Source organism: Chryseolinea serpens, assembly GCF_900129725.1.
Lineage (GTDB): Bacteria > Bacteroidota > Bacteroidia > Cytophagales > Cyclobacteriaceae > Chryseolinea > Chryseolinea serpens.
The window spans coordinates 1,145,980-1,172,549 of record NZ_FQWQ01000001.1 but is presented as its reverse complement, the minus strand read 5'-3'; the positions used below and the strand labels follow the sequence as shown (position 1 = coordinate 1,172,549).

At 51.8% G+C, this 26,570-nt stretch carries 22 protein-coding genes; all 22 read left to right on the top strand.

Going from position 1 to position 26,570, the window contains the following annotated elements; genetic code table 11:
- The first annotated feature begins 23 nt into the window (after window positions 1-23).
- Window positions 24-1,604, top strand: coding sequence for a capsular polysaccharide export protein, LipB/KpsS family (locus BUB30_RS04545; RefSeq protein WP_178377025.1), 1,581 nt, complete (start codon window positions 24-26; stop codon window positions 1,602-1,604).
- 12 nt (window positions 1,605-1,616) lie between these two features.
- The gene (locus tag BUB30_RS35875; protein ID WP_084137900.1) at window positions 1,617-2,159 is read left to right on the top strand and encodes an acyltransferase; all 543 of its coding nucleotides are present in this window, start codon (window positions 1,617-1,619) and stop codon (window positions 2,157-2,159) included.
- Window position 2,160: 1 nt separating this feature from the next.
- On the top strand, window positions 2,161-2,976 hold the full coding sequence (locus tag BUB30_RS04535) for an FkbM family methyltransferase (RefSeq protein ID WP_073131469.1): 816 nt from the start codon (window positions 2,161-2,163) through the stop codon (window positions 2,974-2,976).
- Between the two features lie 16 nt (window positions 2,977-2,992).
- Window positions 2,993-4,210, top strand: a complete 1,218-nt coding sequence (locus BUB30_RS04530) for a glycosyltransferase (RefSeq protein ID WP_178377023.1) — start codon at window positions 2,993-2,995, stop codon at window positions 4,208-4,210.
- Window positions 4,211-5,014: a glycosyltransferase family 2 protein gene (locus BUB30_RS04525; protein WP_073131465.1), complete on the top strand. Its 804-nt coding sequence runs from the start codon at window positions 4,211-4,213 to the stop codon at window positions 5,012-5,014.
- Window positions 4,930-5,949 (top strand): glycosyl transferase, encoded by a 1,020-nt coding sequence (locus BUB30_RS04520; protein WP_143164761.1) that lies wholly within the window; start codon window positions 4,930-4,932, stop codon window positions 5,947-5,949. Before BUB30_RS04525 ends, BUB30_RS04520 begins: the two co-directional genes overlap by 85 nt.
- A 26-nt stretch (window positions 5,950-5,975) precedes the next feature.
- On the top strand, window positions 5,976-6,866 hold the full coding sequence (locus tag BUB30_RS04515; RefSeq protein WP_073131462.1) for a glycosyltransferase family 2 protein: 891 nt from the start codon (window positions 5,976-5,978) through the stop codon (window positions 6,864-6,866).
- Between the two features lie 3 nt (window positions 6,867-6,869).
- The gene (locus tag BUB30_RS04510) at window positions 6,870-7,991 is read left to right on the top strand and encodes an acyltransferase family protein (protein WP_073131461.1); all 1,122 of its coding nucleotides are present in this window, start codon (window positions 6,870-6,872) and stop codon (window positions 7,989-7,991) included.
- A complete protein-coding gene (locus tag BUB30_RS04505; protein WP_073131459.1) occupies window positions 7,991-8,821 on the top strand; it encodes a glycosyltransferase family 2 protein in 831 nt (276 codons plus the stop codon). Before BUB30_RS04510 ends, BUB30_RS04505 begins: the two co-directional genes overlap by 1 nt.
- Entirely contained in the window at window positions 8,821-10,308 is a 1,488-nt protein-coding gene (locus BUB30_RS34515) for a glycosyltransferase (protein ID WP_084137897.1), read from the top strand. The genes BUB30_RS04505 and BUB30_RS34515 overlap by 1 nt, the downstream gene beginning before the upstream one ends.
- A complete protein-coding gene (locus BUB30_RS04490; protein WP_073131457.1) occupies window positions 10,309-11,445 on the top strand; it encodes a glycosyltransferase family 4 protein in 1,137 nt (378 codons plus the stop codon). It begins immediately after the preceding gene.
- A complete protein-coding gene (locus BUB30_RS04485) occupies window positions 11,442-12,530 on the top strand; it encodes a glycosyltransferase (protein ID WP_073131455.1) in 1,089 nt (362 codons plus the stop codon). Before BUB30_RS04490 ends, BUB30_RS04485 begins: the two co-directional genes overlap by 4 nt.
- Complete coding sequence (locus tag BUB30_RS04480; protein ID WP_073131453.1) at window positions 12,527-13,651, top strand: glycosyltransferase; 1,125 nt, start codon at window positions 12,527-12,529, stop codon at window positions 13,649-13,651. Before BUB30_RS04485 ends, BUB30_RS04480 begins: the two co-directional genes overlap by 4 nt.
- 92 nt (window positions 13,652-13,743) lie before the next feature.
- Window positions 13,744-14,730, top strand: coding sequence for a GNAT family N-acetyltransferase (locus tag BUB30_RS04475; RefSeq protein ID WP_073131451.1), 987 nt, complete (start codon window positions 13,744-13,746; stop codon window positions 14,728-14,730).
- A gap of 3 nt (window positions 14,731-14,733) precedes the next feature.
- On the top strand, window positions 14,734-15,963 hold the full coding sequence (locus BUB30_RS04470; protein WP_073131449.1) for a hypothetical protein: 1,230 nt from the start codon (window positions 14,734-14,736) through the stop codon (window positions 15,961-15,963).
- 61 nt (window positions 15,964-16,024) lie between these two features.
- Window positions 16,025-17,020, top strand: a complete 996-nt coding sequence (locus BUB30_RS04465) for a polysaccharide deacetylase family protein (protein WP_073131447.1) — start codon at window positions 16,025-16,027, stop codon at window positions 17,018-17,020.
- Window positions 17,013-18,209 carry a glycosyltransferase family 4 protein gene (locus tag BUB30_RS04460; protein ID WP_073131445.1) on the top strand — a complete coding sequence of 399 codons (1,197 nt, stop codon included), beginning with the start codon at window positions 17,013-17,015 and terminating at the stop codon, window positions 18,207-18,209. Before BUB30_RS04465 ends, BUB30_RS04460 begins: the two co-directional genes overlap by 8 nt.
- 312 nt (window positions 18,210-18,521) lie before the next feature.
- On the top strand, window positions 18,522-19,424 hold the full coding sequence (locus BUB30_RS04455; RefSeq protein ID WP_084137896.1) for a helix-turn-helix domain-containing protein: 903 nt from the start codon (window positions 18,522-18,524) through the stop codon (window positions 19,422-19,424).
- 85 nt (window positions 19,425-19,509) lie between these two features.
- Window positions 19,510-20,493, top strand: a complete 984-nt coding sequence (locus BUB30_RS04450; protein WP_073131443.1) for an aldo/keto reductase — start codon at window positions 19,510-19,512, stop codon at window positions 20,491-20,493.
- Between the two features lie 222 nt (window positions 20,494-20,715).
- Window positions 20,716-22,164 (top strand): TolC family protein, encoded by a 1,449-nt coding sequence (locus BUB30_RS04445; RefSeq protein WP_178377022.1) that lies wholly within the window; start codon window positions 20,716-20,718, stop codon window positions 22,162-22,164.
- Between the two features lie 2 nt (window positions 22,165-22,166).
- On the top strand, window positions 22,167-25,394 hold the full coding sequence (locus BUB30_RS04440) for an efflux RND transporter permease subunit (RefSeq protein WP_073131439.1): 3,228 nt from the start codon (window positions 22,167-22,169) through the stop codon (window positions 25,392-25,394).
- A complete protein-coding gene (locus BUB30_RS04435) occupies window positions 25,391-26,542 on the top strand; it encodes an efflux RND transporter periplasmic adaptor subunit (RefSeq protein WP_143164760.1) in 1,152 nt (383 codons plus the stop codon). The genes BUB30_RS04440 and BUB30_RS04435 overlap by 4 nt, the downstream gene beginning before the upstream one ends.
- The last annotated feature ends 28 nt before the right edge of the window (window positions 26,543-26,570 follow it).

Genomic DNA, 26,570 nt, shown 5'->3' with positions numbered 1-26,570 from the left:
TCATAGCCAGGTTCCCAAATACATTGTCATCTGAATTCAAATTGTTTTCCAGGGAGAATGCTAAATTCTGGAAGAGAATCGGCACGTTCAGGACAGTGGGAAATAAGGTTGTGATTTCTGAACAAGCTGTGGGAGGTAGTTTTTGGTCTTTGGTGGTCTCGATATCGGCTTCCCTGGTTGCCGCGGCTTATGGTGCGAAGGTTGTCTATTTGATAAAGGTGCGAGGGAAGCGGAGAGGAGCGTTTCATTTCCAACGGACGTTTGGCAATTGCGAGTTTGTGTTTCTTGAGGATACCTTTCAACGAAAACAGGAATCGATTAAAAAGGAGTCTGCTGATATCTATAAAGGACTGACCAATACCCGGGATATCCTTGATATAGTCTATAAGGGAATTCCGATCGGAGAGCAGGTGTATGATGCTGTGATCAAATACAAGCATGCTACGCTCTGGCGCGTAAATGAGAATGTTTTGACGGAGATTGAAAATTCCATCACCTGCATTGAAGCTATATTGGAAGTATTTCAATCCTACGATGTCGTTGCCGGGATGTTTACGCATACCACGTGCTCTTATCATGGTGTTGCCGTGCGAGCTATTCTTTCGCAAGGAAAACCGGTGTTTCAAGGGTTTGGAGGGTCGAATGCGTTGTATCGTTATAACTATATGCTTAACGGAAAGGGTCAATTGGATATCCACATCAAAATCCCGGTTGATTTCTTTAAACAGGTGATGGCGACGCGCAAGGATGTACTGCTGGAGCAGGCCACCCTTTACTATAAAAAGCGATTTGGCGGCGAAATCAATGATTGGGACGCTATGAGAGCGTTTGCCCCAGGAAAAAAGCTCTATAATAATCGTGTCGAATTCTTTGCGGACTATCCAAAGCTCAACCCTGAGAATAAGAATGTCTTTATCATGTTGCATGCCATGAATGATGACCCGCATGTTCAAGTTCAAAGGATGTTCAAGGATTATTATGAGTGGTTTGCAACGACGCTTAAGATTGCAAAAAACAGTCCTGCGACAAACTGGATATTCAAGCAGCATCCCATGATAAAATTTTATCCTGACGATGCCAATCTCTTGGGATTGTTCGACCAATTGGAAGATGTTTCAAATATCGTCTACATTGATGAAAACGCGCCGTTCAATCAGGCATCAGTCCCCAATGTGGCCGATGCCATTATCACCTGTGCAGGTACGGCCGGGCTGGAGTTTTCTGCACTTGGGATTCCAGCGATAATTGCGGCAAGAAATTCATATTCCGGTTATGGAATTTGTCACGAGCCGGAGACCCTCGCGGATTATCATAAAATGCTGAACAACGTGAATCGATTGGAACCGGTTGAGCCCCTGAAAAGAGAAGAAGCCAAGGTTTTGTTTTACCTGATCTACAACAGGCTAATCCCCAGTTTTCAAACGGGCTTTTTCCCCTATATGAACAATGATCAAATGAAAGCCCTCACAGAGCCGGAGGCCAGGGATCTCTATTTGAAGGCGCTGAAGAACAATGCGAATTCCGATTTTCGCGATTTATTCAGTTTTGTCATGTCAGATGGCACAAAAAGCGAAACGGATTTATACCTCAATATTTCGAACTAAATGTTAAGAAGTATGCTTTCGAAAGTTTATGCCCGGATCAAAAAGATTTTTGAAAAAAAGAGAACGTTTGGAAACGGAATCAAAATCGGGCGAAACGTTCGCGTGGCAGATGATGCCAAGGTTGAGATCAGATTTGGCGGATCGATTGAGATAGGGAACGGCAGCGAGGTGCTGGATGGCGCGCTCGTGTTGACCTACGGGGGAAATATTTCTATCGGAGTGAACTGCAGCATCAATCCCTATACCATTATCTATGGCCATGGCAATACCAGGATCGGTGACAACGTGTTGATAGCAGGGCATTGCATGATCATACCCAACAATCATAACTATAGAAATAAGAACAAACTTATATGGGAGCAGGGTAACTCGTCAAAGGGAATTGCCATTGGGAACGACGTTTGGATTGGCCATGGATGTAGTATCCTGGATGGCGTTACCATTGGCGACGGGGCCGTGATTGCCGCCGGAAGCGTGGTGAATAAAGACGTACCACCCTATGCGGTTTATGGGGGAAGTCCTGCCAAAGAAATATCTAATAGAATACCCGAGTAATATGAATATTGTACGTTTGCTTCTCCATAAATATAGAACGATCCGGTACCCGGAATATCGGCAGAAGCATGCCCTAGACAAGGAGTATCGAAAACTGCTGACATATCCTCGGTATCAATCGGGAACCTTTGAGCTCATGGGCAAGCTTGTAAAATTTGTGGACGGCCCTTCCTGTCATTTTATTCACAAAGAGATCTTCAAAGAAGAGATATACCGATTTGAGGCTACAACCGATAAACCCTTTATCATCGATGCCGGCGCAAACATCGGACTTGGCGTCTTGTACTTTAAGAAAATATATCCCCAAGCAGAGATTCTTGCATTTGAGCCCGATAAAACCGTTTCCAACGTGTTGCTGGAAAATATCCGGACGTTCAGCTTCTCAAATGTTACCGTGATCGATAAAGCGCTCTGGAACGAAAACACAACGCTGAGGTTCCATAGTGAAGGCGCCGATGCCGGACGAGTATCGACGGGATCCGACAGTGAAAATGTGATAGAAGTCCATGCCGTTCGACTTCGCCCTTACTTGCAGCAACGTAGGGTCGATTTTTTGAAAATGGACATTGAAGGAGCGGAGACCACCGTGTTAAAGGATTGTGCCGACCTTTTGGGAAATGTGGATCGCATTTTTGTGGAGTATCATTCCTTTGTGGGAAAGGAGCAAAGCCTGCCGGAGTTGTTGGCGCTCTTGAAAGACAGCGGCTTTCGGTTGAGCATTAGCTCGCCGGGCCTGAGCTCAAAGTCCCCTTTCATGAAAAGAGACACCTACGCAGGCATGGATATGCAATTGAATATTTATGGCTTCAGAAACTAAGATCTTGCATATATGCATGTCCGATCAGGGAGGTGCGGCGACCGCAGCTTTGCGATTGCATAAGGGACTATTGGATTTGGGGATGCCTTCTTCGTTTCTGTCCCTTCAGCGTGGTGGGATACACCAATATCCCAATCAATATCAATTTCAGAAAAAAACGACCAGGCTAAATTTGGGACAACGGATTCGGCGAAAAATAGCACCCGTCCCGACACAAGCACAGCAGAATGCAAAACTTCTGGAAGGACTCCAGGGGCAATATGAGACGTTTTCATTTCCTCGAACTGATTTTAAAGTCGAGGATGATCCGCGGGTTCAGGAGGCCGACATCATCAATCTTCACTGGATATCGTATTTTATCAACTACCCAACGTTCTTCCCGAAAATTAAAAAGCCTGTGGTGTGGACGTTTCATGATATGAATCCGTTCATGGGAGGATTTCACTATCGCGGGGATTTTGAACGCAATCCGGCATTTTCAAAATTGGAGGATCAATTGAAGCAAGAAAAGCAATCGATCCTCGAGGAACACAAGAATATCACCGTGGTGACACCATCCCAATGGATTGGTGAAGCGGCGCGACAAAGCCCGGCGTTTCGCTCCAAGCCTTGGCATCACATTCCATACGGACTGGACACGTCGATATTTAAGCCCCAGGACCAGGCGTATTCGAGAACCGTGTTCAATTTGCCATTGGATCACAAAATAATTCTTTTCGTGACCGAACGGATCTCGAATTTTCGCAAAGGCTTTGACTTGCTGATCGAATCCCTTAAAAGCGTAAACAGCTCGCAGCCTTATACCATTGTCGCCATTGGAGAACGGACAGAGGAATTAAAAACTCTCCCCCAGGTTGTTTCGCTTGGAAAAATCCACGACGAGTATTTGTTAAGTGTTTTATATTCTGCCGCCGACATTTTTGTGTTGCCATCGCGGGAGGACAATTTTCCCAACGTAATGCTGGAGGCGCTTGCCTGTGGCACACCCATAATGGCGTTTAATACCGGCGGTATGCGCGAGACGATTCAACACGGGAGCAATGGCATTCTCGTGGACGCTATTTCTGCACGGGAGTTAGGTGCCGCGCTGAATGCCTATTTACAAAATAGCCATCGGTTTGACCGGGATCTCATTCGTCAGGCGGCTGTCGATCAATTTGCATTATCGGTTCAGGCCTCCCGCTACGCGACCCTCTATCAATCATTGGTTTCAAGTTCTACTCAATCCCGTTAGATGGCTGTTGAAAAAACTATATTGAGTATCATCATCCCGACTTTTCAGGCTGGCAATACATTGGCGGCTTCCCTGGAGAGTATTGTGCGACAGCGTTTTCACGGATATGAGGTCTTGGTCATGGATGGTGGTTCAACAGATGATACAAAAGCCATAGCAGAAAGGTATAGTCATGAGCACCCGAATGTTCATTTTTATAGCGAACGCGATCGCGGGATCTATGATGCGATGAATAAAGGTATCGACAAATCTTCGGGCGATTGGATTTACTTTCTGGGAAGTGACGATGTCCTGTTTGATGAAACGGTTTTGGAGCGGATCTTCGATAACTTGGAAAATATAAAACAAGATGTTCTGTATGGCCAGGTGCTCTTGTCGGAAAGTAATACGCTATACCTGGGCGAATTTGATGCGGAGAAATTGGTTTTCAGGAATATTTCCCACCAGGCCCTTTTTGTCAGACGAACCGTATTCGAAAAGATCGGAAAGTTTGATCTTCGCTATAAGATTTGTGCGGATCACATCCATAATGTAAAGTGGTTTTTTGACGATCAGGTAAAGAAGAAATATGTCAACATCGTCGTTGCAAGATTTTCACAACAAGGAATCAGCAGTCAGCGCGATGACGTAGATAAAGTACGGGATTTACCTGGACTGGTTATGCAGCATGCAGGATCGTGGAAATATTTTAAGTTTTACCGGATACGTCCACTGGTGAATTGGTTCAAAAAAAAGAAAGACTTATGCAAAAAATTGTTTTTACGCTTTGTTCCAACAACTATCTTGCGCATGCCAAGACGCTAGGGGACTCATTGCGTGCGACGAACCCGGATGTTGAATTTATCATTGGCTTGACGGACAAACTGAGCCCTCAAATTGACTACACTTTCTTTGAGCCGTTTCAGATCATTCCCTATGACGCGATAGGCGTTGATTTTTTTGAGGAGATGGTGCATCAATACAACATCATCGAATTTAATACTTCTGTCAAACCGTTCTACTTCGAGTATTTGTTCCAAAAGTATGGAGCGGATTCACTCGTGTATTATGTGGATCCCGATATTGCCGTATATGGGTCGTTTGAGGAGATGAACAACCTTCTGCTGACCAATAATTTTCTGGTGACACCGCATATTCTCAAACCCTTGCTTGAACCTTCCCCCTTCGAGACGGTCTTTCTGAATGTGGGCGTGTATAATCTGGGATTCATTGGAATGCGTCATTCCGAGACGACGACGCTCTTTTTAAAATGGTGGCAGCGCCGCCTTCGTGAGTTTTGCTACATCAATTTTTCGAAGGGTCTTTTTGTTGATCAGCTATGGGTGAATTTTATTCATTTGCTTTTTGATAAGGCATACATCCTGCCCTCACCAGGCTATAATATGGCCTATTGGAATATGTATGAAAGAAAACTATTCGTTTCTGATGGAAAATACTTTGTGAATACATCGGATACGCCACTGGTGTTCTTTCACTTTAGCGGGTATGATTTTTCCAACAATCCACTGAAGTGCACAAAAGACAAAAGATCGGAGTTTACCCTTGAAAACCGACCAGATGTTGCGGATCTGTTTAAGCAGTATGGCGCTTGGGTAAAGGATAATCGTTATGAGCAGCTTTCGAAAGTTGCGCCATTGTTGCCCTTCAAGCCACTGAAAATAAAGCGCACTCAGCGGCAGAGGATCGGGTACTTTCTGGAACGACATACAACTAAACTCATCAAGCGGATTTTTTATTGATAGAAGAAATATCCTGGTAATACTTTATGGAAAAACCACTGAAGATTTCGATTGTTACGGCCAGCTATAATCAAGGCGAATTCTTAGAGCGAACGATTTCGTCCGTTCTAAGCCAGGGGTATGCTAACCTGGAGTACATTATTATTGATGGCGGGAGCACGGATAATTCAGTGGAGATCATAAAAAAGTATGCGCACCACCTGGCCTATTGGGTGAGTGAAAAGGACGACGGTATGTACGATGCCCTGAACAAGGGCTTTGCACGGGCGACCGGCGATGTTATGGGATGGTTGAATTCGGATGATATATTGCTAACGGGAGCGCTCTTCACCGTTCATGAAGTTTTTACTACATTTCCTCAAGTAAAGTGGGTGACCGGAATGCCTGTTTCGATCGATGAACGCGACCGGATCATTTCGTTCCAGCCCGTTCAGGCGTGGTCTAAGATAAAGATCGCATCCGGACAATATCAATGGATACAGCAAGAGTCGACCTATTGGCGAAGAGAATTGTGGGAAAAGTCCGGTGCACGGCTCGACAGCAGCTTCAGTTTGGCAGGAGACTTTGAATTGTGGGCGAGGTTCTTTCGCTACGAAAAACTATTCAGCGTTCACATTGCCATGGCAGGCTTCCGAAAACGAAGCCAGGGGCAAAAGTCACTGGAGGGCATCGCCACCTACAATCAGCAAGTCAATGCCATTTTGAAACGGGAACAAGCGTTGCTCTCCGGTGCCGAAAAGCGAAAGGTGCGGATCATCCGGGTGACCCGAGCGCTGATTGATAATTTGCTTCCGGAAAAATGGAAGAAGAGAAGCGCAGGGGTGATGCGAAGGCTGCAAGAAGTTACACCGGTGATTTCGCGCGACAGGGCATCGAATGCCTTGATCATTCAGGGAGAAACAAAAAGGACAACTTAACACATGAGCGTGGCAATACCGGGTGCGCAGTTATCGACGCAGGGCAAGCGAATTGAGCAATTGACGTTCACACGATTTGTGGCTGCCGTGGCCATCGTGATCTTTCACGATGGCTTGGAGGTATTTCCTTTTTATTTGCCTGGCATTCACACCGTGTTTTCAAATGCGTTTACCGGGGTGAGCTACTTTTTCCTATTGTCGGGTTTTGTCATGGTCATTGCCTACACGCAAGTCCCGCCAAAGCCTGTATCCTTTGCGGGCTATTATGTGAATCGGTTTGCACGCATCTATCCCGCTTATTTTCTAGCCCTGGCGGGCGTCACGTTGATTTTTATTTTCTCCAACACTCCTGTGGGCGGCCTATCCGTGGTGTTCGGTTTCCTGTTACTGCAAGCGTGGGTTCCGGGCTATGCCGTCACGCTTAACGTTCCCGGTTGGTCCCTCTCGGTGGAATTTTTCTTCTATCTCGTTTTTCCTTTTCTTTTCAATGCGTTTTATAGGAAAAAAGAAAATTACAAAATCATCCTCTGGGTAGTCATGGCCATGTGGCTCGTAACCCAAATCATTTCGAACGTGGGGCCAGCTATTTTTTCATCGTCCCCAATCGTCAAGGACATTTTTTACTATCACCCACTGATGCATATCAATGAATTTGTGATCGGAAATTTCTTTGCCTTGTTTTTTTTGAGACACACCGAGGCGCGGTATTTTGGAAATCATGCCATAAAGATCTTTCTGCTGCTGATCGTTATCGTTGCCTTTATGTTAATGTCCATACCACTCAACGTTCATAACGGGTTGCTGGCTTTATATTTCGTCCCACTGATCTTGTTGTTGGCCTATGACAAGGGGCCTCTTTCTGATTTTTTCAGCAAGCCGGTGGCCGTATTGTTGGGTGAGATCAGTTATGGCATTTATATTTATCAAAAACCGGTTCGATACGTAGTGTTCAAGCTGTACTCCGTCTTGGGGATCCACCAAAAAGAATTATGCTTTTACGGCTTTTTGCTGGCGCTCATCGTGTGGTCGTATCTGTCGTATCGCTTCTTTGAGCAGCCTGTGCGCAAAGCGATCCAAAGCCGGTTCAAGTCGCGAAGTGTTCCATCTGTAGCACCGGTAAATTGATGAAAGAAACCCTTCCTAAAATCTCCGTGATCACCCCCAGCTACAACCAGGGTTTGTATCTGGAAGAAACCATGCTGTCGGTGTTGACACAGGAATATCCCAACCTGGAATACATTGTCATCGACGGTGGCAGCACCGACAATTCTGTATCCATCATCGAAAAATATGCGTCGCGGCTGAGCCATTGGGAGAGCGAGCGCGACCGTGGCTTTGGTCACGCCATCAACAAGGGGTTTGCCAAGGCGACCGGCGACATTCTGTGCTGGCTGAATTCGGACGACATCCTACTCCCGGGTGCGTTGCTAACCGTGGGAACCTACTTCAAGGCACACCCCGACGTCGGGTTGATCTATGGCGACCGTCACATCATTGACGATGCCTCTAAGCTTATCTATCGCCGTCGCTATTTCTTTTATTTGCCCGGACAACTCCGATATGCCAAAACCTTCCCACAGGAATGTACCTTCTGGCGGCGAAGCGCTTTTGAGAAAGTTGGCGGAAACCTTCATGAAGAATTGAAGTATGCGATCGACCTCGAACTCTGGTGCAGGTTGTCGCAGGTAACCGCCATCCGGCACATTCCCGTGTTCCTGGGAGCGTTCCGCGATCAGCCACAATCCAAAAGTGCCACCTTGCTGGAGGTGGGCAGGAAGGAACGCGAAAGTATTATTGCGTCGTACTATAAAAGCTATCCCTCGGCCGTGCGATTGAAAGTTTACCAGGTTTGGCTGGGGACTTTGCGCAGGCTCTACCGGGCGCTGGGCCTGGAAGCGGGGAAACGCAACAGCGTCTTGAAATTGAGGGACGAGATCAGTAAACAAGAAGGATAATGGATGACCGCATGAACGCTCCTTTCTTCTCCATCGTCATTCCCACCTACAACCGCGCCGACCAGTTGCCCGTGGCCATTGCCAGCGTGCGGGAACAACCCTTTGAGGATTTCGAGATCGTGGTGGTCGACGATGGAAGTGCAGACAACACGCGAACCGTGGTGGAATCGATAGGCGATGCGCGCATACGGTATCATTACCAGACCAACGCTGGCGTGACGATGGCCCGCAATGCCGGCGCGGCGTTGGCACGGGCTCCATACCTCATTTTCCTGGACTCTGATGATCGCTTCACGCGGGGCTATCTCACCAAGCTTCACCAGGGCTTTACTTCCGGGACGTTCCGCATGGCTTTCGGCTTTGCAAAATACTATGACCCTTCCGGCAACCTCGTGCGCAACCACGTGCCGGCAAAAGACAACAACAAACTTTACCCTCCACTCACCGGAGCGTATGCTATCGATCGGGAATTGTATTTGGCCATGGGCGGCTACGATAGCCAGATGGCCTTTTCCGAAAACACAGAGTTCTTCCTGCGTCTGCAGGTGGAAAAGCGCGTCACGGAAGATGTCGTTTTCCTCGTGCCCGATGAAGGTGTATTGGTCAACTTCCGCGATACCCGCGAGCGTTTCAATGCCTATTCCGCCGCGCGATATCGTAGCATCGGCTATTTTCTAAAGAAGCATGCGGCTTACTTCACGCAAACCCCCGCCGCCTTTGTCGACTATAAAAGCGTTTACGCGGTCGGAGCCTTCCAACATGGCGAATATGCTGAAGCACGACGCACCATGCGGCAAGTGATTGGGAAAAAACCGACGCGATGGAAATCGTATTTCCAGTATTTGTTATTTGCCATCCCGGCGTTGGGGAAATGGTATTGGAGAAATCCCGACGCCACAAAGGAGAAGGAAACTGAAAATAACCCACAGAATCAAACCAAGCGTATGAATGGAATAGGCCAGGACATCGGTCGCTATACGGCCAGTCGGAGCGCTTTGAAAAGGCTGCGCACGTTTCTTTTTCATCCCGGATGCCGCTTCATGGTGATGCATCGCCTGTGTAACCGGTTTCCAGCGCTTCATCCCGTCGGCCTGTTGGCCCGCTTGTGGCATAAGAGACTGAAAGTAAAATTCGGTTTTCAAATTCCGTACACCACATCGATCCAACCGGGATTTTTTCTCGGCCACTTTGGGGGTATTGTCATCAACAAGCAGGCAAAGATCGGCCGCAATTGCAATGTTGCCCAAGGCGTGACCATTGGCCAGGTGAACCGCGGCGAAAAAGTGGGATGCCCCACCGTTGGCGATCGCGTCTGGATTGGCGCCAACGCTGTTGTTGTGGGAGGGGTCACCATTGGGAACGATGTGCTCATCGCACCGCTCACCTATATCAACTTTGATGTGCCAGACCACGCGGTCGTCATAGGCAATCCCGCAAAAATAGTTTCCCAGAGCGGCAGCGCCGGATACAACAATAACCTGGTGTAAATGAAAAAAGTCCTCTTTGTTATTGACACCCTGGAGATGGGCGGCGCCGAAAAAAGTATTTTGGAGATTGCCTCCCGTTTCAAAAACTACACGCCCGTGGTTTGTCACATCTACCCGGGCGATGCGTTGAAAGGGGCTTATCTCCAACAGGGTATCGAGGTCATTGGGTTGGACGTGCCGGGTCATTACAACTTTGGTGAAGCGGCACGCCGGCTGCAAAGCACCATTCTTTCCGTGCAGCCCGCGATTGTGCACTCAACCTTATTCCGCTCCGACATCGTCGCCCGGAGACTCCGGAAAAAAAATGGCTTGCCGCTGATCAATAGTCTCGTCAACAACACCTACCACAGCAGCCGGTTTAAAACGGCGAGCATGCTCATGAAGATGAAGCTCAGAGTGCTGCAAGTGCTCGATGCTTTTACCGCCCGCAAAGCCGATCTGTTTTTCTCCAACTCGGAAGCGATCCGTCAAAGCAATGCGAGATCGTTGGTCATACCTTTGGATAAAATCAAGGTCATCTATCGGGGACGCGATATAGAAGATTTTTCGAACGTGCCACCGGAGGCGGTAGCAACCTTGCGGAACGTTTGGGGACCTCATCGACGCATATTGCTGAACGTAAGCCGTCTGTTGGAACGAAAGGGGCAGATGGATTTGATCCTGGCCTTCAAACAAGTGCACAACCAATTTCCGGATGTAACCTTGCTGATCGCCGGCGAGGGGCCGTTCCGGAAAGTGTTGGAAGCGAAGATCCGTGCCGCCGGTTTAACCGACAGCGTTCAGTTGCTGGGAACGCGGAACGATGTGCCCGCGCTCTTAAAATTGGCTAAGGCATTTGTGTTTCCCTCACACTATGAGGGACTACCCGGAGCGCTCATCGAAGCGATGATGTCGCATACACCCATTGTAGCCTCTGGCATTCCCGAGAACCTGGAGTGTGTGCAGGAAGGCGAAGCGTTCATCTTTCGACCCGGCGATGTTAACGACCTGGCGAAGAGTATCCTGGCTGCCCTGGGGGTCCACGGAGCCGCGGCGCAGCGCGCTGAAAATGCCTATGCGGTAGCGCGGCAGAAATTTGATATAACGTCCATTGCCGCGCAATACGAAGCGGCCTACGATAACCTCTTGCAACGATGAGGATACTCCAGGTCATCCAAAAAAAACAACTGCGAGGAGCCGAAGTGTTTGCCTGTCAACTGGCACAGCACCTGGTCGACCTGGGCCACGACGTGAAAGTCGTCAGCCTGCTCGATGGAGACGCCCGGCTTCCCTTTGCCGGGGAGGTGACGGTGTTGCATGCCAACGTAAAAAAGCGATTCACCGATAGGCAAGGATGGAAGCGTTTGGCGCAAGTCGTAAAAACGTTTCAACCCGACGTCGTCCAGGCCAATGCCGGCGACACGTTGAAATATGCCATCCTGTCGCGGTATTTTTTTGGATGGAACGCTCCGGTGTTGTTTCGCAATGCCAGCATGGTGAGTTCCTACATCCGGTCGTCGCTGATCCGGAGGTTCAACGGATTTCTGTTGAAGCATGTCCATCACATTGCCTCGGTGAGCGAAGCCTCGCGCGAAGACCTGGTAAAAACCTTTCCGGCGACGGCAAAAAAAGTAACGGTCATTCCGATAGGCATAGAAGAAAGAAAGTATACCCGTATTGACCGCGACCCCGGATACAGCTACCTCGTTCACGTCGGCGGATTTTCATTTGAAAAGAATCACCGCGGCTTACTGAGGATATTTGCCGGTGTGAAGCAAAAACATCACGCCGTAAAATTATGGCTCATAGGCGATGGCCCGTTGCGGCCGGAAACGGAAGCCTATGCAGCAGAACTGAAACTTCAGGACCACGTCCAATTTCTTGGCTATCGCGACAACGCGCTGGACTATATCGCTTCGGCCGATGCCTTGCTTCTTCCCAGCATCATCGAGGGCTTGCCGGGTGTGGTGTTGGAAGCGTTCTATACGCGTACGCCGGCCGTGGCCAATCATGTCGGTGGGATCGGTGAGGTGATCGAGAACAGAAAGACCGGGTGGCTCATCGCCAAAGACCATGAAACCGAATTCGTCGATGCCGTGTTGCGCGTCCTCGAACGACCGGAGGAAGCGAAGGCCAACGCGGAACGGGCACATGCGTTGGTGACGGAAAAATTCACAAACACTTTTCTGGCCACGCGATTTGCTGAAGTCTATAAGCAGATGATGAAAAATAAAACACCATGAACAGCGATAAAATAAAGATTCTGCATATCATAAAGTCGCTGGGTAGGGGAGGCGCCGAAATGCTGTTGCCCGAAACGCTCAAGCTGCATGACAAAACGCAATTTGAATTTCACTACATCTATTTCCTTCCCTGGAAGGATCAGATGGTGGAGAGCATTCGCCAACAAGGCGCCAAGGTGACCTGCTTCAAGGCCAACAACAATCTGCAGTTGATGACGAAGGCCCGGCAAGTGGCGCGCTATGTAAAAGAAAACAAGATCCAGGTCATCCATGCCCACTTGCCCTGGGCCGGTATCCTGGCGCGTCGCGTCGCGAAGATGTGCAGCATCCCCGTGCTCTACACCGAACACAACAAACAAGAGCGCTACCATTGGGGTACACGCACCATGAACCTGCTCACCATGAATGCGCTGAACACCGTCATCGCGGTGTCGGCCGACGTGGCCGAATCCATTCAAAAGCACAAACCCAATCTTAAAATTCCTGTGCGCACCATCTTGAATGGGGTGAACACCTCACACTTCAGACGCGACCAGGTCAGCAGCACCGAAATCCGCGACGCCCTGAACATCCCTGCGAAAGCTCCCGTGATCGGCACCATCGCCGTTTTTCGTTTTCAAAAACGACTGGACGTGTGGATGGAGATGGCCGCTGAGATCTTGCGCAAATTCCCGGAAACACATTTTATTGTCGTGGGCGATGGTCCCCTGAAAAACGAACTTATGGCGAAGCGCGACAGCCTGGGATTGGCTACACGGCTTCACATGCCAGGACTGAAAACAGAAGTGCGTCCTTATTTGGCGGCTTTCGATCTCTATATGATGTCCTCTGTTTTTGAAGGCCTCCCCATTGCCCTGCTCGAAGCGATGGCGATGGAATGCCCGATCGTCACCACCGATGCCGGGGGCATCCGGGAAGTGATCCGGCATGAAGAAGACGGTCTCCTTTGCGGCGTAGAAAACCCCCAAGAGCTCGTGACGTTGGCCACCGGGCTCCTGTCGGACGATCGGGTTCGGTTGGGATATGGCACGCGGGCGCGGCAGCGGGTGTTGGATCATTTCAGCATGGAGAAAATGGTGGCGCAACTGGAGGCGCTCTACCGGCAGACCGCGTCCCGTTAAACCCCTTTCGTGCCCCATTTACCGGGTTTCGTCCCACAACTGCTATCAGAACGCTATATTTGCTGTTTATAAACAAGTCAAACGGTTGACCCATGGAAATTCGCCCGGCGACAGACGCCGACATACCGGCCATCGTAACTCTGCTGAAACAAAGCCTGGGCGAAAGTCTCATGCCGAAGTCGGACAGGTACTGGCGCTGGAAGCATGTTGAGAACCCGTTCGGGCCCTCCCCGGTGCTCTTGTGCCTGGAAAATGGGGAACTTATCGGCGTCAGGGCCTTCATGCGCTGGGAGTGGTATCGTCAGGGCCAACGGTTCAAGGCCGTCAGGGCGGTGGACACGGCAACCCACCCTGATCACCAGGGCAAGGGCATCTTTAAAAATCTCACGCTCTCGCTCGTAAAATCCTGTACCCAGGAGGGCGACGATTTTGTGTTCAACACCCCAAACCAACAAAGCAAGCCGGGCTATCTTAAAATGGGATGGATGGAGGCAGGCAGGCTACCGGTACGCCTCGGCATCCGGCGGCCTTTCCACATGCTGAAGAACATCGTGGCGGGCAATGGCGCCGGACTTCCCGATGAGACTTCCGACCTGGCGAACCACCTCAATCATCCCCAGTTGGCTGAACTGTGTCAGGACCACCTGGCGCAAATGAACGACACGACAACGCACATATCGCCCCACTACCTTCGCTGGCGCTACCAGGATGTTCCGGTAGCCGCCTATGTGGCCGCAGCAGAAGAAAAAAACGGCAAACTCACCGGACTGCTTGTGGGCCGGATCAAAGTCTCGCGCTTGGGCCGGGAACTCCGCGTCACGGATTGCTTTCTCCGGGGCGACAACGCGGGCAAAGATCTGATGAAGCAACTGCGTACCCATAAAAAAAAATGGAACTACGATTATATCACCGTGGCAGGCACCTTGTCGCCCGCAGCCACGCGCTTGTTCGCCCCCGGCACCGTGAAGTTGTCGAAGGGACCCATCGTAACGGTCAGGCCACTGGCGTTGACAAACCTGGGCGCGTTGATGAATTTTAACCAATGGTCGCCCTCGTTGGGCGACCTTGAACTATTCTAACGTATGCTCGGAGGCATCCTCATCCTTTTCCTCACCGGCGTCATCGCTTTTTCAATTATTGATACATTGAAAAAACGGCACCCGTTTGTCAACGTGAGTTTTTTGAGGAATCTCTTTTTCTATCACACGGCACTCGCCTTCGTCTATTATTTGTATGCCTTGTTCAACCCGTCGGATTCCAACTTTTACTATGAGAAAGTGACGAACGATTTCCGGGGCGACACCTGGGCTAGCTTCTATGGGACCAGTACTACCTTTATCGAATTTATCGGCTACCCTTTTATAAAGTACCTGGGCTTTAGCTATGAAGCGTCCATGGCCTTGTTCGCGTTTTTTGGATTTATCGGGTACCTCTACCTCTATCTTTTTATCCGCGAGAACATCAAGTTCAATCACCGGTTTTTAGGATATGACTTGTTGGCGCTGATCTTTTTTCTGCCCAACGTGCACTTCTGGTCTTCGTCCTTTGGAAAAGGGTCGGTGATCTTTATGGGCATAGCGTTGTTCTTTTATGGCATCTCACACATCCGTGGCCGCTGGATTTCGGTTGCCATCGGCGCCTTCATCATCTACCACGTTCGTCCGCACATCATGCTGGTGATGCTCGCTTCTTCCGGTATCGGTTTTGTTTTTACCAACAAAGGCATCTCTGTTCCGCTGCGGATGACGTTTCTTTTTTGTGTTACCGCGGCCTTCTTTTTTATTTACCGGGATGTGTTCACCATGGTGGGTGTGGATGAACAGGAATTTGTGACCCAAGGCATCGATCTCTCTCACCGTGCCACCGAACTTGCGAAAGCGACCTCGGGTGTGGACATCACCAACTACAGCCTCCCCATGCAATTGTTCACCTTTCTCTACAGGCCCCTGTTTGTAGATGCGCCGGGGGTCTTGGGGTTGATCGTTTCCTTTGAAAATGTTTTTTATCTTTTGATAACCTTCCAGTTGATCAACGCTAAAGGCCTCCAGTTTTTAATACGCGGAAACTTCCTGGTCAAAACGGCATTCTTCAGCTTCCTCACGGTGTCCATTGCCCTGGCGCAGGTGAGCGGTAACCTTGGTCTGGCCATACGCCAGAAAAGCCAGGTCATGCTGCTGTTCATGTTTGTGGTCATTGCCTTTCTGGATCAAAAGAAAATGGCGGCTTATAAACAAGCCCAACGACAGCGTTTAAGACGAACACCGAATACTGCCGCGGAAGAGAACCTGGCCGACCGGCCGATGCCTACTTAAATTTTTCTGATATGACTTACCCTTGTATTCTGACCGTCAAGTGCAGCGACCTCCTTTACCTATGAACCCCGGCACCCTCATCATCTCCCTCGACTTCGAACTCCACTGGGGTGGCTTTGAAAAATGGCCGCTGGAAAACTGTCGGCCGTATTTTCTCAACACGCGCAAAGTCATCCCCGAAATGCTGGAGCTTTTTCAGCAACACGATGTGCACGTCACCTGGGCCACCGTGGGCATGCTTTTTCATTCAGACAAGTCCTCGCTGGAAAAAAATATACCCGCATTAAAACCTACGTATGCCCAGCCGGAATTGTCGGCCTACCAGTACATCAAAACAAAAGGCATCGGCACCGACGAAGAAGAGGACCCGTTCCATTTTGCCGGAAGCCTGGTGAACCGCATCCAGCAAACGAACGGGCAAGAGTTGGCATCGCATACTTTTGCGCACTACTATTGTAATGAGGCCGGACAGACGGTCGAACAATTCAAGGCCGATCTCGGTGCCGCACAACAGTCGGCTGCAGTCCATGGGACCAAGCTGCGGTCGCTTGTGTTTCCCCGCAATCAATTCAATGAAGAATATTTGAAAGCCTGCTACCAGCAAGGCTTCGTGGCCGTGCGCGACAACCCCCGCGACTGGTTCTGGAATATTCAAAGCACCCAGGGCGAGTCGATGTGGAAGCGCCTGAACCGGGGCTTGGATGCTTATTTACCGGTGGGCAAGGCCAACACCTATCCCTTGGCGAGCGTGGAGCGAACACCAGGCCTGCCGTTGTGCATCCCCGCCAGCCGGTTGTTGCGTCCGTACCGGCCAAAGGAATTGTTCCTCAATGCCATGAAGATCGCGCGCATCCAGGCCGAGATGGAACGTGCCGCGCAACAGCAGCTGGTATATCACCTGTGGTGGCATCCTCATAACTTTGGAAATTATCCCGCGCAAAGCATGGAAGGCTTGAAGCGCATCCTCGATACTTTTGCGGTCTGCCGCGAGCGCCATGGCATGACCAGCCTTTCCATGGGCGAGACCGCGGACCTTATCCTGTCGCAACATGAATAACAAAAGGCCAGTCCTGCTTCGCATCACCACGGTCCCCATTTCATTGCACCTCTTGTTGAAGGGCCAGTTCCGCTATATGAAGGAGCAAGGCTATGACGTCTACACGCTCAGCGCCGACGGCCCCGAGATCCCCGAAGTGGAGAAGGAGGGCGTGCCGCACCTGATCTTGCCCTTCACCCGGAAAATAACGCCCCTCCAGGACTTGGCTTGCCTGGCGAAGCTCATCCGCCTCATCAAACGGATCAAGCCGGACATCGTGCACACCCATACACCCAAGGCCGGTCTGCTCGGCATGATGGCGGCGCGTTGGTGTGGGGTGGACGTTCGCATGCATACCGTGGCCGGTCTTCCCCTCATGGAAGCCACGGGCGTGAAGCGAAAAGTGCTGGAGATCACGGAGAAGATCACCTATGCCTGCGCCAACCACGTCTATCCCAACTCAACGGGTCTGAAGACGTTCATGCTGGAGGCGTTGAACACCACGCCGCAGAAAGTTTCCATCATCGGCAAGGGAAGCAGCAATGGCATCGACACCTCGTTCTTCCAGCGAACACCCGCCCTGGAGGAGCAGGCACGCACCTGGCGGCAGCAGCAGGGCATCGAAACCGGCGACGTGGTCTTTTCCTTTGTGGGGAGGATCGTGCGCGACAAGGGCATTGTGGAGTTGGTGGAGGCCTTTAAAACGCTGAAGGCAAAGCAGACCGCCGCAGGCAAGGTGTCGCGGCTGTTCCTGGTTTTGGTTGGTCCATTCGAGCAGGACTTGGATCCCCTGCCTCCGGAAGTCCTCGCGTTCTTGCAGCAGGACAAGTCCGTGATCCTGGCGGGCTTTCAACGCGACGTACGCCCCTGGATCATGGCTTCGGATGTATTCGTGTTTCCCAGCTACCGCGAGGGATTCCCCAATGTGGTGATGCAGGCATGCCTGCTCGGGGTGCCCTGTGTGGTGTCGGACATCAACGGGTGCAACGAAATCATTCAGGAGGGTGAGACCGGTCTCATCGTGCCCCCGAAGAACAGCATGGCCCTGGTCACGGCTATGGAAACCTTGATGCAGGATGGGGAGAAGCGCAGCACATTCGCCCTCCGCGCCCGCGACTATGTGGCTACGCATTTCGATCGCGTACACGTATGGATGGCCATTCAACGGGAATATGAGCGCCTCATGGCCGAAGCAAGCTCGCGTTCGTGAGTATTTCGCAAAGGTTAAGAAATCCGGCACACCATTGGCAAGACACTAATCGTATTTGAAGTGGCGTTATCCGCCTCATTCGGAAAACAAGCCTAAGAGGCTTTCAGAACAGACGGTTTTGAAAGCCTCTTCCTTTTTAAGGCCATCCTAAAGCTGATCAGTGTTCGCTTTTTTGTGGAACAAACTCCTCAGCGGTGGGGAAAAGTGTGGATCAATGCCACCAGTCCCCGCGAAATTACCGACGCGAAATAAGTTCTAACCTTTCATCAATCTCCCTCGTAATAGACTATTTGAATTTTATAACTTTGACGCATGCAGAAAAAAGAGACGCTGGCAGATTTTTACAAGCGTTATCCTCAAAAGGCCCGGCCCGAAGACGAGGCTGGAGCGGTGCAGAATGAACTGGGCCACTTCAACGTTAGCTCACGCGAATTCTGCAAGAAATTTGCCCCCTACAACCGCCGCGATTTTTATAAGATCTCGCTCATCATCGGTGAGGGGATCTTGTATTATGCCGACAAGGCGATCGAGATCAATCGCACCGCGCTGGTCTTCTTCAATCCCAACGTGCCCTATTCCTGGGAGGCCACTTCCGAAAAACAAGCCGGCTATTTCTGTCTGTTCACCGAAGGGTTTATCAACGTCCACCGGAACAACAGCCTGTTGGAGTCGCCCCTGTTCCAGATCGGCGGAAACCCGGTGTTCTTTATTAATAAAGAGCAGCAGGACCACCTGAGCCAGATCTACCAAAAAATGCTTCAGGAGATCGATTCGGGCTATATTTATAAGTATGAGCTGTTGCGCAACTACGTGCACCTCATCATCCACGAAGCCCTGAAATTGCAACCGGCCGACGCCTATTTTAAATACGCCAACGCCTCGTCGCGCATCGCCGCCTTATTTATTGAACTCCTCGAGCGACAGTTTCCCATCGATTCCCCCGATCATGTGTTGAAGCTGCGCACAGCAAACGATTACGCCGAACGATTGTCTGTTCACGTCAATCATTTGAACCGCGCCGTGAAGGAAGTAACCGGCAAGACCACCACCGAGCACATCACCGAACGGGTCATCAAAGAATCCAAGGCGCTGTTGAAGCATACGGGCTGGAGCGTCTCCGAAATCGCGTACGGATTGGGGTTTGAGTATCCCGCGTACTTCAACACCTTTTTCAAAAAACAAACACACCTTACGCCGACTTCTTTCCGGCAGTGAGATTGTTTGAATTTTATAAGTATTGGTTTGAAATGTATAAGCCTTCAGGGCCACCCCACGGGTAGCTTTGTCGTATACAGAGCATATGAAATACAGAACACTGGGAAACACAACCGAAAAGCTATCCGCCGTTGGTTTAGGATGCATGGGGATGAGCTTCGCTTACGGCCCGATCGACAACACTGAATCGATCGCCACACTGCACCTGGCGCTGGACCTGGGAATTAATTTCTGGGATACGGCCGATATGTATGGAAAGGGACACAACGAAGAGCTCATTTCGCAAGTGCTCGTGCCCAATCGCGACAAGATCTTTATCGCCACAAAATTTGGCTTCCGCAGCCGCGAAGACGGCTCCACCTATTTCGACGGCTCCGTGGCCCACCTCAAGAAGGCCGTGGAAGACAGCCTCCGCCGCCTGAAGATCGACACCATCGACTTGTATTACGCACACCGTATCGACCCGAACGTGCCTGTCGAAGAAATGGTGGGCGCCATGGCTACGCTGGTAAAAGAAGGCAAGGTGCGCTACCTCGGCTTGTCTGAAGCCTCCGCGGCCTCCATCCGCAAAGCACACCGCGTGCACCCCATCACAGCCCTGCAAAGCGAGTACTCGCTGCTGACACGTGACGTGGAAAAAGAGATCCTGCCGCTGTGCCGCGAACTGGGCATCGGGTTCATTCCCTATAGCCCGCTGGCCCGTGGACTGGTGACCGCCACCGTGTCCGACACCAACAAGCTCGCTGCCGATGACTTCCGCAGAACACTGCCGCGCTTCAACGACCAGCACATGGACAACAACCGCAAGCTGGTGGATGCGTTTGCCGCCTTTGCCAAGGAAAAACAATGCACGCCCTCACAACTGGCCCTCGCATGGGTGCTGGCGCAAGGCGAAGACATCATCCCCATACCGGGAACAAAACGCAGAAAATATCTCCAGGAAAACGCCGATGCAGCCGACGTAGCCTTGCTGCCGGCCGATTTGAAAGCCATCGAAGCCTTGCTGCTTAAATATCCCGACACAGGACAGCGGTATAGCGAAGGATCGATGAAACTGGTCAACCATTGATCAACCCAAAAAAGTATTCGGCCCACGCCGAAAGCATGAATAAGGTCCGTGACAAACGGCTGCACGTATGAAAAATTAAACATGTTTATCAAGAGGAGAAAACCACCATTCGAATCGATACCCCCTTCAACGAGTTTACACGATCCCGGAAAACGATTGCACCACCCACCGGAGGAAGCGACAAAGAACAGCGGTTCTGCTTCCCGGTATAGCAAGTCCAATATGAATAGAACGATTACCACCAGCGTATCGCCCTCACGCCAGGGCTATGCGTTTTTATTTTTAGTTTGGGCGGGATGCTTTTTGTCCGCATTTTCGCCACAAACCCTGCACGCGCAGGACACGGGCGTGTTGAAATTATCAGAAGCGATCACCGAAGGCCTCCGGAACTATCAAAGCATTCACGCCAAACAGCAATACCTGGAAGCATCCGAAGCGCTGTCGAAGAATGCCCGCAATGAATACCTGCCCAACGTCATCGCCTCGGTACAGCAAAACTACGGCACGGTGAACGGGCAATTCGGTCCCCTCGGTGCGGTAGGGGTGCTCGGCGTGTCTTCGGCAGGACCTACCTCCGCCGATGAAAGCTGGAACGCCGCCTTTGGTGCGCTCTATCTCGTGAACGCCAACTGGGAAGTGTTCAGCTTTGGCCGCGTGCAGTCGCGCATTCAACTGGCCGACGCGCAAGTGCGTCGCGACTCGGCCGACCTGGAGCAGGAGCGATTCATTCACAGCGTGAAGATCGCAGGCTCGTACCTCAACTTGCTGGTCGCCCAGCAATTCATCCGCAACGCCGAAGCCAACCTGCGCCGCGCCGAAGCCGTGCGCCAGAATGTTCGTGCCCGGGCGTTGACAGGACTCAACCCCGGGGTGGATTCATCCCTGGCCAACTCGGAAGTGTCGCGGGCCAAGCTTTCACTGATCGAGATGCGAACCAACGCGCAGTTGGTCACCAACCAGCTGTCGCAGTTGCTCAATATGACAGCAGACTCTTTTGTGTTGGATACCACGTTCGTAGGAAATACACCGCAGAACTTCAACACCGCCTTGGAACTGGCCAACAATCCGCAAGTAAAATTTTATCAGGCGCGCATCGAGCAGGCCAACAGTGCCGCCCGTGTGGCGAAGCGCAGTATGTTGCCCGGCGTCAATTTGTTTGGTGTCTACCAAGCGCGGGCTTCAGGCTTTCAGTATAATTATTCGCCGGAGTTTCCCGATCGCTACAGCACCGACTATGGCAAGGGCGTCAATCCTTCGCGCTACAACTACGTGGCGGGGGTGAGCATCGCCTGGAACCTGGTGAGCCCCATCAAGGTGCGACAACAGGCGCGTGCCCAGCGGTTTGTGAGCGAAGGGTATCGCTACGAATACGAGCAGATCAACACGCAGCTCAAAAACCAACTTATCTTTTCCGATCAACGCATCACCAACAGCCTGCAAAGCTTGCAGGAGGTGCCGCTGCAATACCGCGCTGCATCCGATGCCTATCTTCAAAAATCAGTCTTGTACAGAAACGGCCTCACCACCATCGTCGACTTGCAGATCGCCATGCTGGCCCTGAACAAGGCGGAGGTAGACCGAAGTGTCGCCTATATCAATGTGTGGCAAGCCTTGCTGTTGAAAGCAGCGGCTACCGGTGATTTCGATTTATTCATTAACCAGGCTCCGTAAGTATGAACTTAATACGCTTAGCACTTCGCAAACCCATTTCTATTCTGGTGTTGGTGGCCGGCCTGCTCTTCTTTGGCATCGGCGCCGTACGCTCCATCAAGATCGACATTTTCCCGGCCATGAACCTGCCCGTGATCTATCTCTCGCACCCCTACGGGGGATTTACGCCGACGCAGATGGAGGCTTATTTTGGAAAGCAATATGTGAACATCCTGTTGTATGTGAACGGTATCAAAAGCATCGAGACCCGCAACACGCAAGGGCTCACGCTGATGAAGATCACCTTCTATCCCGGCACGAACATGGCGCAGGCCGCAGCCGAGTTGAGCGCGTTTGCCAACCGCATTCAGGCCATCTTTCCACCGGGATCGCAGCCACCCTTTATCATCCGCTTTGATGCGTCCACGTTGCCGGTAGGGCAGTTGGTGTTGTCCAGCGAGACACGATCGAACAATGAGTTGATGGACCTGGCCAACGTGTACGTGCGCGCATCCTTCACGTCCATCCCAGGCCTGGTGGCCGCACCGCCTTTTGGTGGAAACCTGCGCACCGTGGTGATCAAGGCCGACCCTGAATTGCTCCGGTCGCACAACCTCACGCCCGACCAATTGGTGGAGGCGCTCCGCCTGAACAACCAATCGGCGCCTTCCGGGGGCATGAAGATCGGCGACATCAACTACATCACCCCGACCAACAACCAGATCAAAAAGATCAAAGACTTTGAGCGGATCCCCTTGTTCAAGGGCGACGTGCAAAACCTCTACCTCGGCGATGTGGCCACCGTAGAAGACGGCGCCGACATCACCACGGGCTATGCCCAGGTGAACGGCAAGCGCTCCGTGTACCTCAACATCGCCAAATCGGCGGATGCCTCTACCTGGGAAGTCGTGCAGAAATTGAAGAACAACCTGCCGACGTTCCAAGCCCAATTGCCGGACGACGTAAAGCTGTCCTACGAATTTGACCAGTCCACCTATGTGATCAACGCCGTGAAGAGTCTTATTTCCGAAGGGGCGATCGGTGCGATCCTCACGGGGTTGATGGTGCTCTTGTTCCTGGGCGACCCGAGAGGCGCGCTCATCGTGATCCTCACCATCCCCACGTCGATCATCTCTGGTGTGTTGTTCCTCCAACTGTTCGGGCAGACCATCAACATCATGACGTTGAGCGGGCTCTCCCTGGCCATCGGTATTCTCGTGGACGAATCGACGGTGACCATTGAAAATATTCACCAGCACCTCGACATGGGCAAACCCAAGGCGCTGGCCATTTGGGATGCGTGTAAGGAGATTGCCTTCCCCAAACTGCTGATCCTGTTTTGTATCCTTGCCGTGTTTGCCCCCGCGCTCACCATGGTGGGCATTCCCGGCTCGCTGTTCCTGCCCTTGTCGATGGCCATCGCGTTTTCGATGATCACGTCCTATTTGCTGTCGCAGACTTTTGTGCCCGTATTGGCCAACTGGATCATGAAGGGACACAAGCCGAAGGAAGGAGAGGAGGAAGTGCACTACAATGCTGCGGATGCTGCCGATCTGAAAGTGAAAATGCTGGAAGCGCAAGAACACGGTGGCAATGGCAAGCTGAAAGGCTTTGCGCGCTTCCGCCACAACTTCCTGGAGTTCCTCGACCACATCATGGCCCGCCGCAAAATGGTGGTCACCGTCTACCTGATCGTGGCCATCGGCGCCGCCATCACGTTGCTGAACACCATCGGCCGCGACGTGTTGCCCAAGGTGACATCAGGTCAATTCCAGGTGCGCCTGCGTGCCCCGGATGGAACGCGCATCGAGCGCACGGAACAAAAAACGATCAAGGCCATCAGCATTCTCAAAGAGTTGGTGGGAGAGGAGAACATCGGCATCACGTCCGCTTTCATCGGGCAGCACGCGCCATTGTTTTCCATCAGTCCCATCTACCTGTTCACCAGTGGCTCGCAAGAGGCCGTGTTGCAGGTGGCGTTGAAGGAGTCGTATGAAGGCAACATGGACGAACTGAAGGATAAATTCCGGACCAAAATGAAAGAGGCCCAGCCCGATGTACGGGTCTCATTCGAACCCATCGAGCTCACCGACAAGATCCTGAGCCAGGGGTCGCCCACACCCGTGGAGGTGCGCATCGTGGGACGCAACAAAAAACTGAATGAACAGTATGCCAAGAAAGTGGTGGCCAAGCTGAAAGAGATCGACTACCTCCGCGACATTCAGATCGCGCAGCCCATCAACTATCCTGCCCTCAACATCAACATCGACCGCACCCGTGCCGCACAGTTGGGGGTGGACATGACCGATATTTCGCGTTCGCTCATCACCACAACGTCGTCGTCGCGCTACACAGAGAAAAACGTGTGGCTGGATGAAACGTCAAACCTGAGCTACGCGGTGCAGGTTCAAATACCCGAAAACCAAATTACCTCGGTAGATGAATTGGGCGAGGTTCCGATTCTCCGGAACCAATCGCGTCCGGTGCTCAGCGACGTGGTCACCTTCGAGCAGGACACTACGTATGGTGAAGCCGACAATCTTGGCGCGCTGCCATCCTTGTCCGTGACCGCCAACCTGCGCGGCACCGACCTGGGTACGGCCACCGCCGACGTGAAGAAGGCCCTCCAGGGCCTGGGCGAGATTCCCCGCGGCATGGTGATCGAACCCATCGGGCTCAGCCTGGTGCTCACCGAAACGCTCGACAATTTGCAGTCGGGTCTGTTGGTAGCCATCGTGGTGATCTTCCTGATGCTTTCGGCGAATTTTCAGTCCTTTAAAGTATCGGCCGTCGTGCTCACGGCCGTGCCCGCGGTGATCCTGGGTGCGCTGGGCATGTTGCTCCTCACGGGGTCCACCCTAAACCTGCAATCCTACATGGGCATCATCATGTCGGTAGGGGTGTCCATTGCGAACGCCGTGTTGCTCATCACCAACGCCGAACAGCTGCGCCTGCACAACGGCGACGCCCTGTTGTCGGCCCGCGAAGCAGCGGCCCTGCGGTTGCGTCCCATCCTCATGACCACGGTGGCCATGGTGGTGGGCATGATCCCCATGGCCATTGGCCACGGGCAAGGTGGCGACCAGGTGGCGCCGTTGGCACGTGCCGTGATCGGCGGGCTGCTCGCGTCTACCGTAGCCGTTGTCGTGGTGTTGCCCCTCGTGTTTGCATGGGTGCAAGGCAAGACCACAACCCAATCCGTATCCCTCGATCCTGAAGACAAAGACAGTAAATTTTATATCCCGTCATGAGACAGACTATGAACCACCAAACCATATACTTCAATCGCTTTGCCGTGCTCACCAGCCTGGCGGCCATCACCCTGGCGTCGGCCGTCCTCGTAGGGTGTGGTGCATCGGCGGGCAAACCCGAAAAAGAAGCTGCGGCACCCGCGGTAGAAGTGCTTTCCGCCCAACGGCAGAAGCTGGCCACTTCGCTGCACATTCCCGGCGAGTTGATCTCCTTTCAACAAGTGGACCTGTATGCCCGCGAAAATAGCTTTGTGAAAAAGATCTATGTCGACGTCGGCACGGAAGTGAAGGAGGGCCAATTGCTTGCATCGCTGGAAGCACCTGAGATCACCTCGCGCCTTAACGGTGCGGCATCACGTCAGAAATCGCAGGAAGCCGTGTATTCGGCCAGCAAAGCCAACTATGAACGCTTGCTCGAAACCAGCAAAACGCCAGGCACGATCTCACAGAACGATCTCGACCAGGCCCGCGCAAAAATGAACTCGGACTACGAGCAACTGGCCTCGGCCTCGGCCTTCCAAAATGAGGTCGTGAACACGCGCAACTACCTGGAGATCCGCGCCCCGTTTGGTGGCGTCATCAGCGCGCGTAATGTGAACCCCGGCGCCAACGTGGGCCCTGCCGGCAAGGGTTCCGAAAAACCTCTGTTCACCCTGCAGGAACAACAACACATGCGTCTCGTGATCTCCGTACCCGAAGCCTACACATCCTACCTGGCCACCGGCGACGATGTGGACTTTAAGGTAAAAGCCCGCAGCAACGAAACCTTCCACGCCAAGATCACCCGCCACGCCGGCGCACTCGACACAAGATTGCGCGCCGAACGCGTTGAGATGGATGTGATGAACAAAGACAAGAAATTACTCCCCGGCATGATCGCCGACGTCACCATTCCCCTGGATAAGAACGACAGCACGTTCGTCGTTCCCAAGTCGGCCGTGGTGAATGCAGCGGAAAATATCTTCGTCATTCGCATCAAAGACAACACCGTGGAGTGGGTAGACGTAGAGTTAGGTCGCTCGGCCTATGGCCTGACCGAGATCTATGGCAAACTGGAACCGGGCGATCAACTCGTGCGGGTTGCCAGTGAAGAGATCCGCAATGGATCGACGGTGCCCGGTGTGAAAGTAGTAGCCCAACAAAAGTAAAAGAGAAGAACGAACCCATACATTTCCT

Excerpts from the sequence above, each read along its gene's own strand:
- BUB30_RS04450 (WP_073131443.1), top strand. The coding sequence starts at position 19,510 with ATGAAATACAGAACACTGGGAAACACAACCGAAAAGCTATCCGCCGTT.
- BUB30_RS04530 (WP_178377023.1), top strand. The coding sequence starts at position 2,993 with ATGTCCGATCAGGGAGGTGCGGCGACCGCAGCTTTGCGATTGCATAAG.
- BUB30_RS34515 (WP_084137897.1), top strand. The coding sequence starts at position 8,821 with ATGGATGACCGCATGAACGCTCCTTTCTTCTCCATCGTCATTCCCACC.
- BUB30_RS04525 (WP_073131465.1), top strand. The coding sequence starts at position 4,211 with ATGGCTGTTGAAAAAACTATATTGAGTATCATCATCCCGACTTTTCAG.
- BUB30_RS04480 (WP_073131453.1), top strand. The coding sequence starts at position 12,527 with ATGAACAGCGATAAAATAAAGATTCTGCATATCATAAAGTCGCTGGGT.
- BUB30_RS04435 (WP_143164760.1), top strand. The coding sequence starts at position 25,391 with ATGAGACAGACTATGAACCACCAAACCATATACTTCAATCGCTTTGCC.
- BUB30_RS04490 (WP_073131457.1), top strand. The coding sequence starts at position 10,309 with ATGAAAAAAGTCCTCTTTGTTATTGACACCCTGGAGATGGGCGGCGCC.
- BUB30_RS04475 (WP_073131451.1), top strand. The coding sequence starts at position 13,744 with ATGGAAATTCGCCCGGCGACAGACGCCGACATACCGGCCATCGTAACT.
- BUB30_RS04440 (WP_073131439.1), top strand. The coding sequence starts at position 22,167 with ATGAACTTAATACGCTTAGCACTTCGCAAACCCATTTCTATTCTGGTG.
- BUB30_RS04465 (WP_073131447.1), top strand. The coding sequence starts at position 16,025 with ATGAACCCCGGCACCCTCATCATCTCCCTCGACTTCGAACTCCACTGG.
- BUB30_RS04535 (WP_073131469.1), top strand. The coding sequence starts at position 2,161 with ATGAATATTGTACGTTTGCTTCTCCATAAATATAGAACGATCCGGTAC.
- BUB30_RS04485 (WP_073131455.1), top strand. The coding sequence starts at position 11,442 with ATGAGGATACTCCAGGTCATCCAAAAAAAACAACTGCGAGGAGCCGAA.
- BUB30_RS35875 (WP_084137900.1), top strand. The coding sequence starts at position 1,617 with ATGCTTTCGAAAGTTTATGCCCGGATCAAAAAGATTTTTGAAAAAAAG.
- BUB30_RS04460 (WP_073131445.1), top strand. The coding sequence starts at position 17,013 with ATGAATAACAAAAGGCCAGTCCTGCTTCGCATCACCACGGTCCCCATT.
- BUB30_RS04505 (WP_073131459.1), top strand. The coding sequence starts at position 7,991 with ATGAAAGAAACCCTTCCTAAAATCTCCGTGATCACCCCCAGCTACAAC.
- BUB30_RS04510 (WP_073131461.1), top strand. The coding sequence starts at position 6,870 with ATGAGCGTGGCAATACCGGGTGCGCAGTTATCGACGCAGGGCAAGCGA.
- BUB30_RS04515 (WP_073131462.1), top strand. The coding sequence starts at position 5,976 with ATGGAAAAACCACTGAAGATTTCGATTGTTACGGCCAGCTATAATCAA.
- BUB30_RS04445 (WP_178377022.1), top strand. The coding sequence starts at position 20,716 with ATGAATAGAACGATTACCACCAGCGTATCGCCCTCACGCCAGGGCTAT.
- BUB30_RS04455 (WP_084137896.1), top strand. The coding sequence starts at position 18,522 with ATGCAGAAAAAAGAGACGCTGGCAGATTTTTACAAGCGTTATCCTCAA.
- BUB30_RS04470 (WP_073131449.1), top strand. The coding sequence starts at position 14,734 with ATGCTCGGAGGCATCCTCATCCTTTTCCTCACCGGCGTCATCGCTTTT.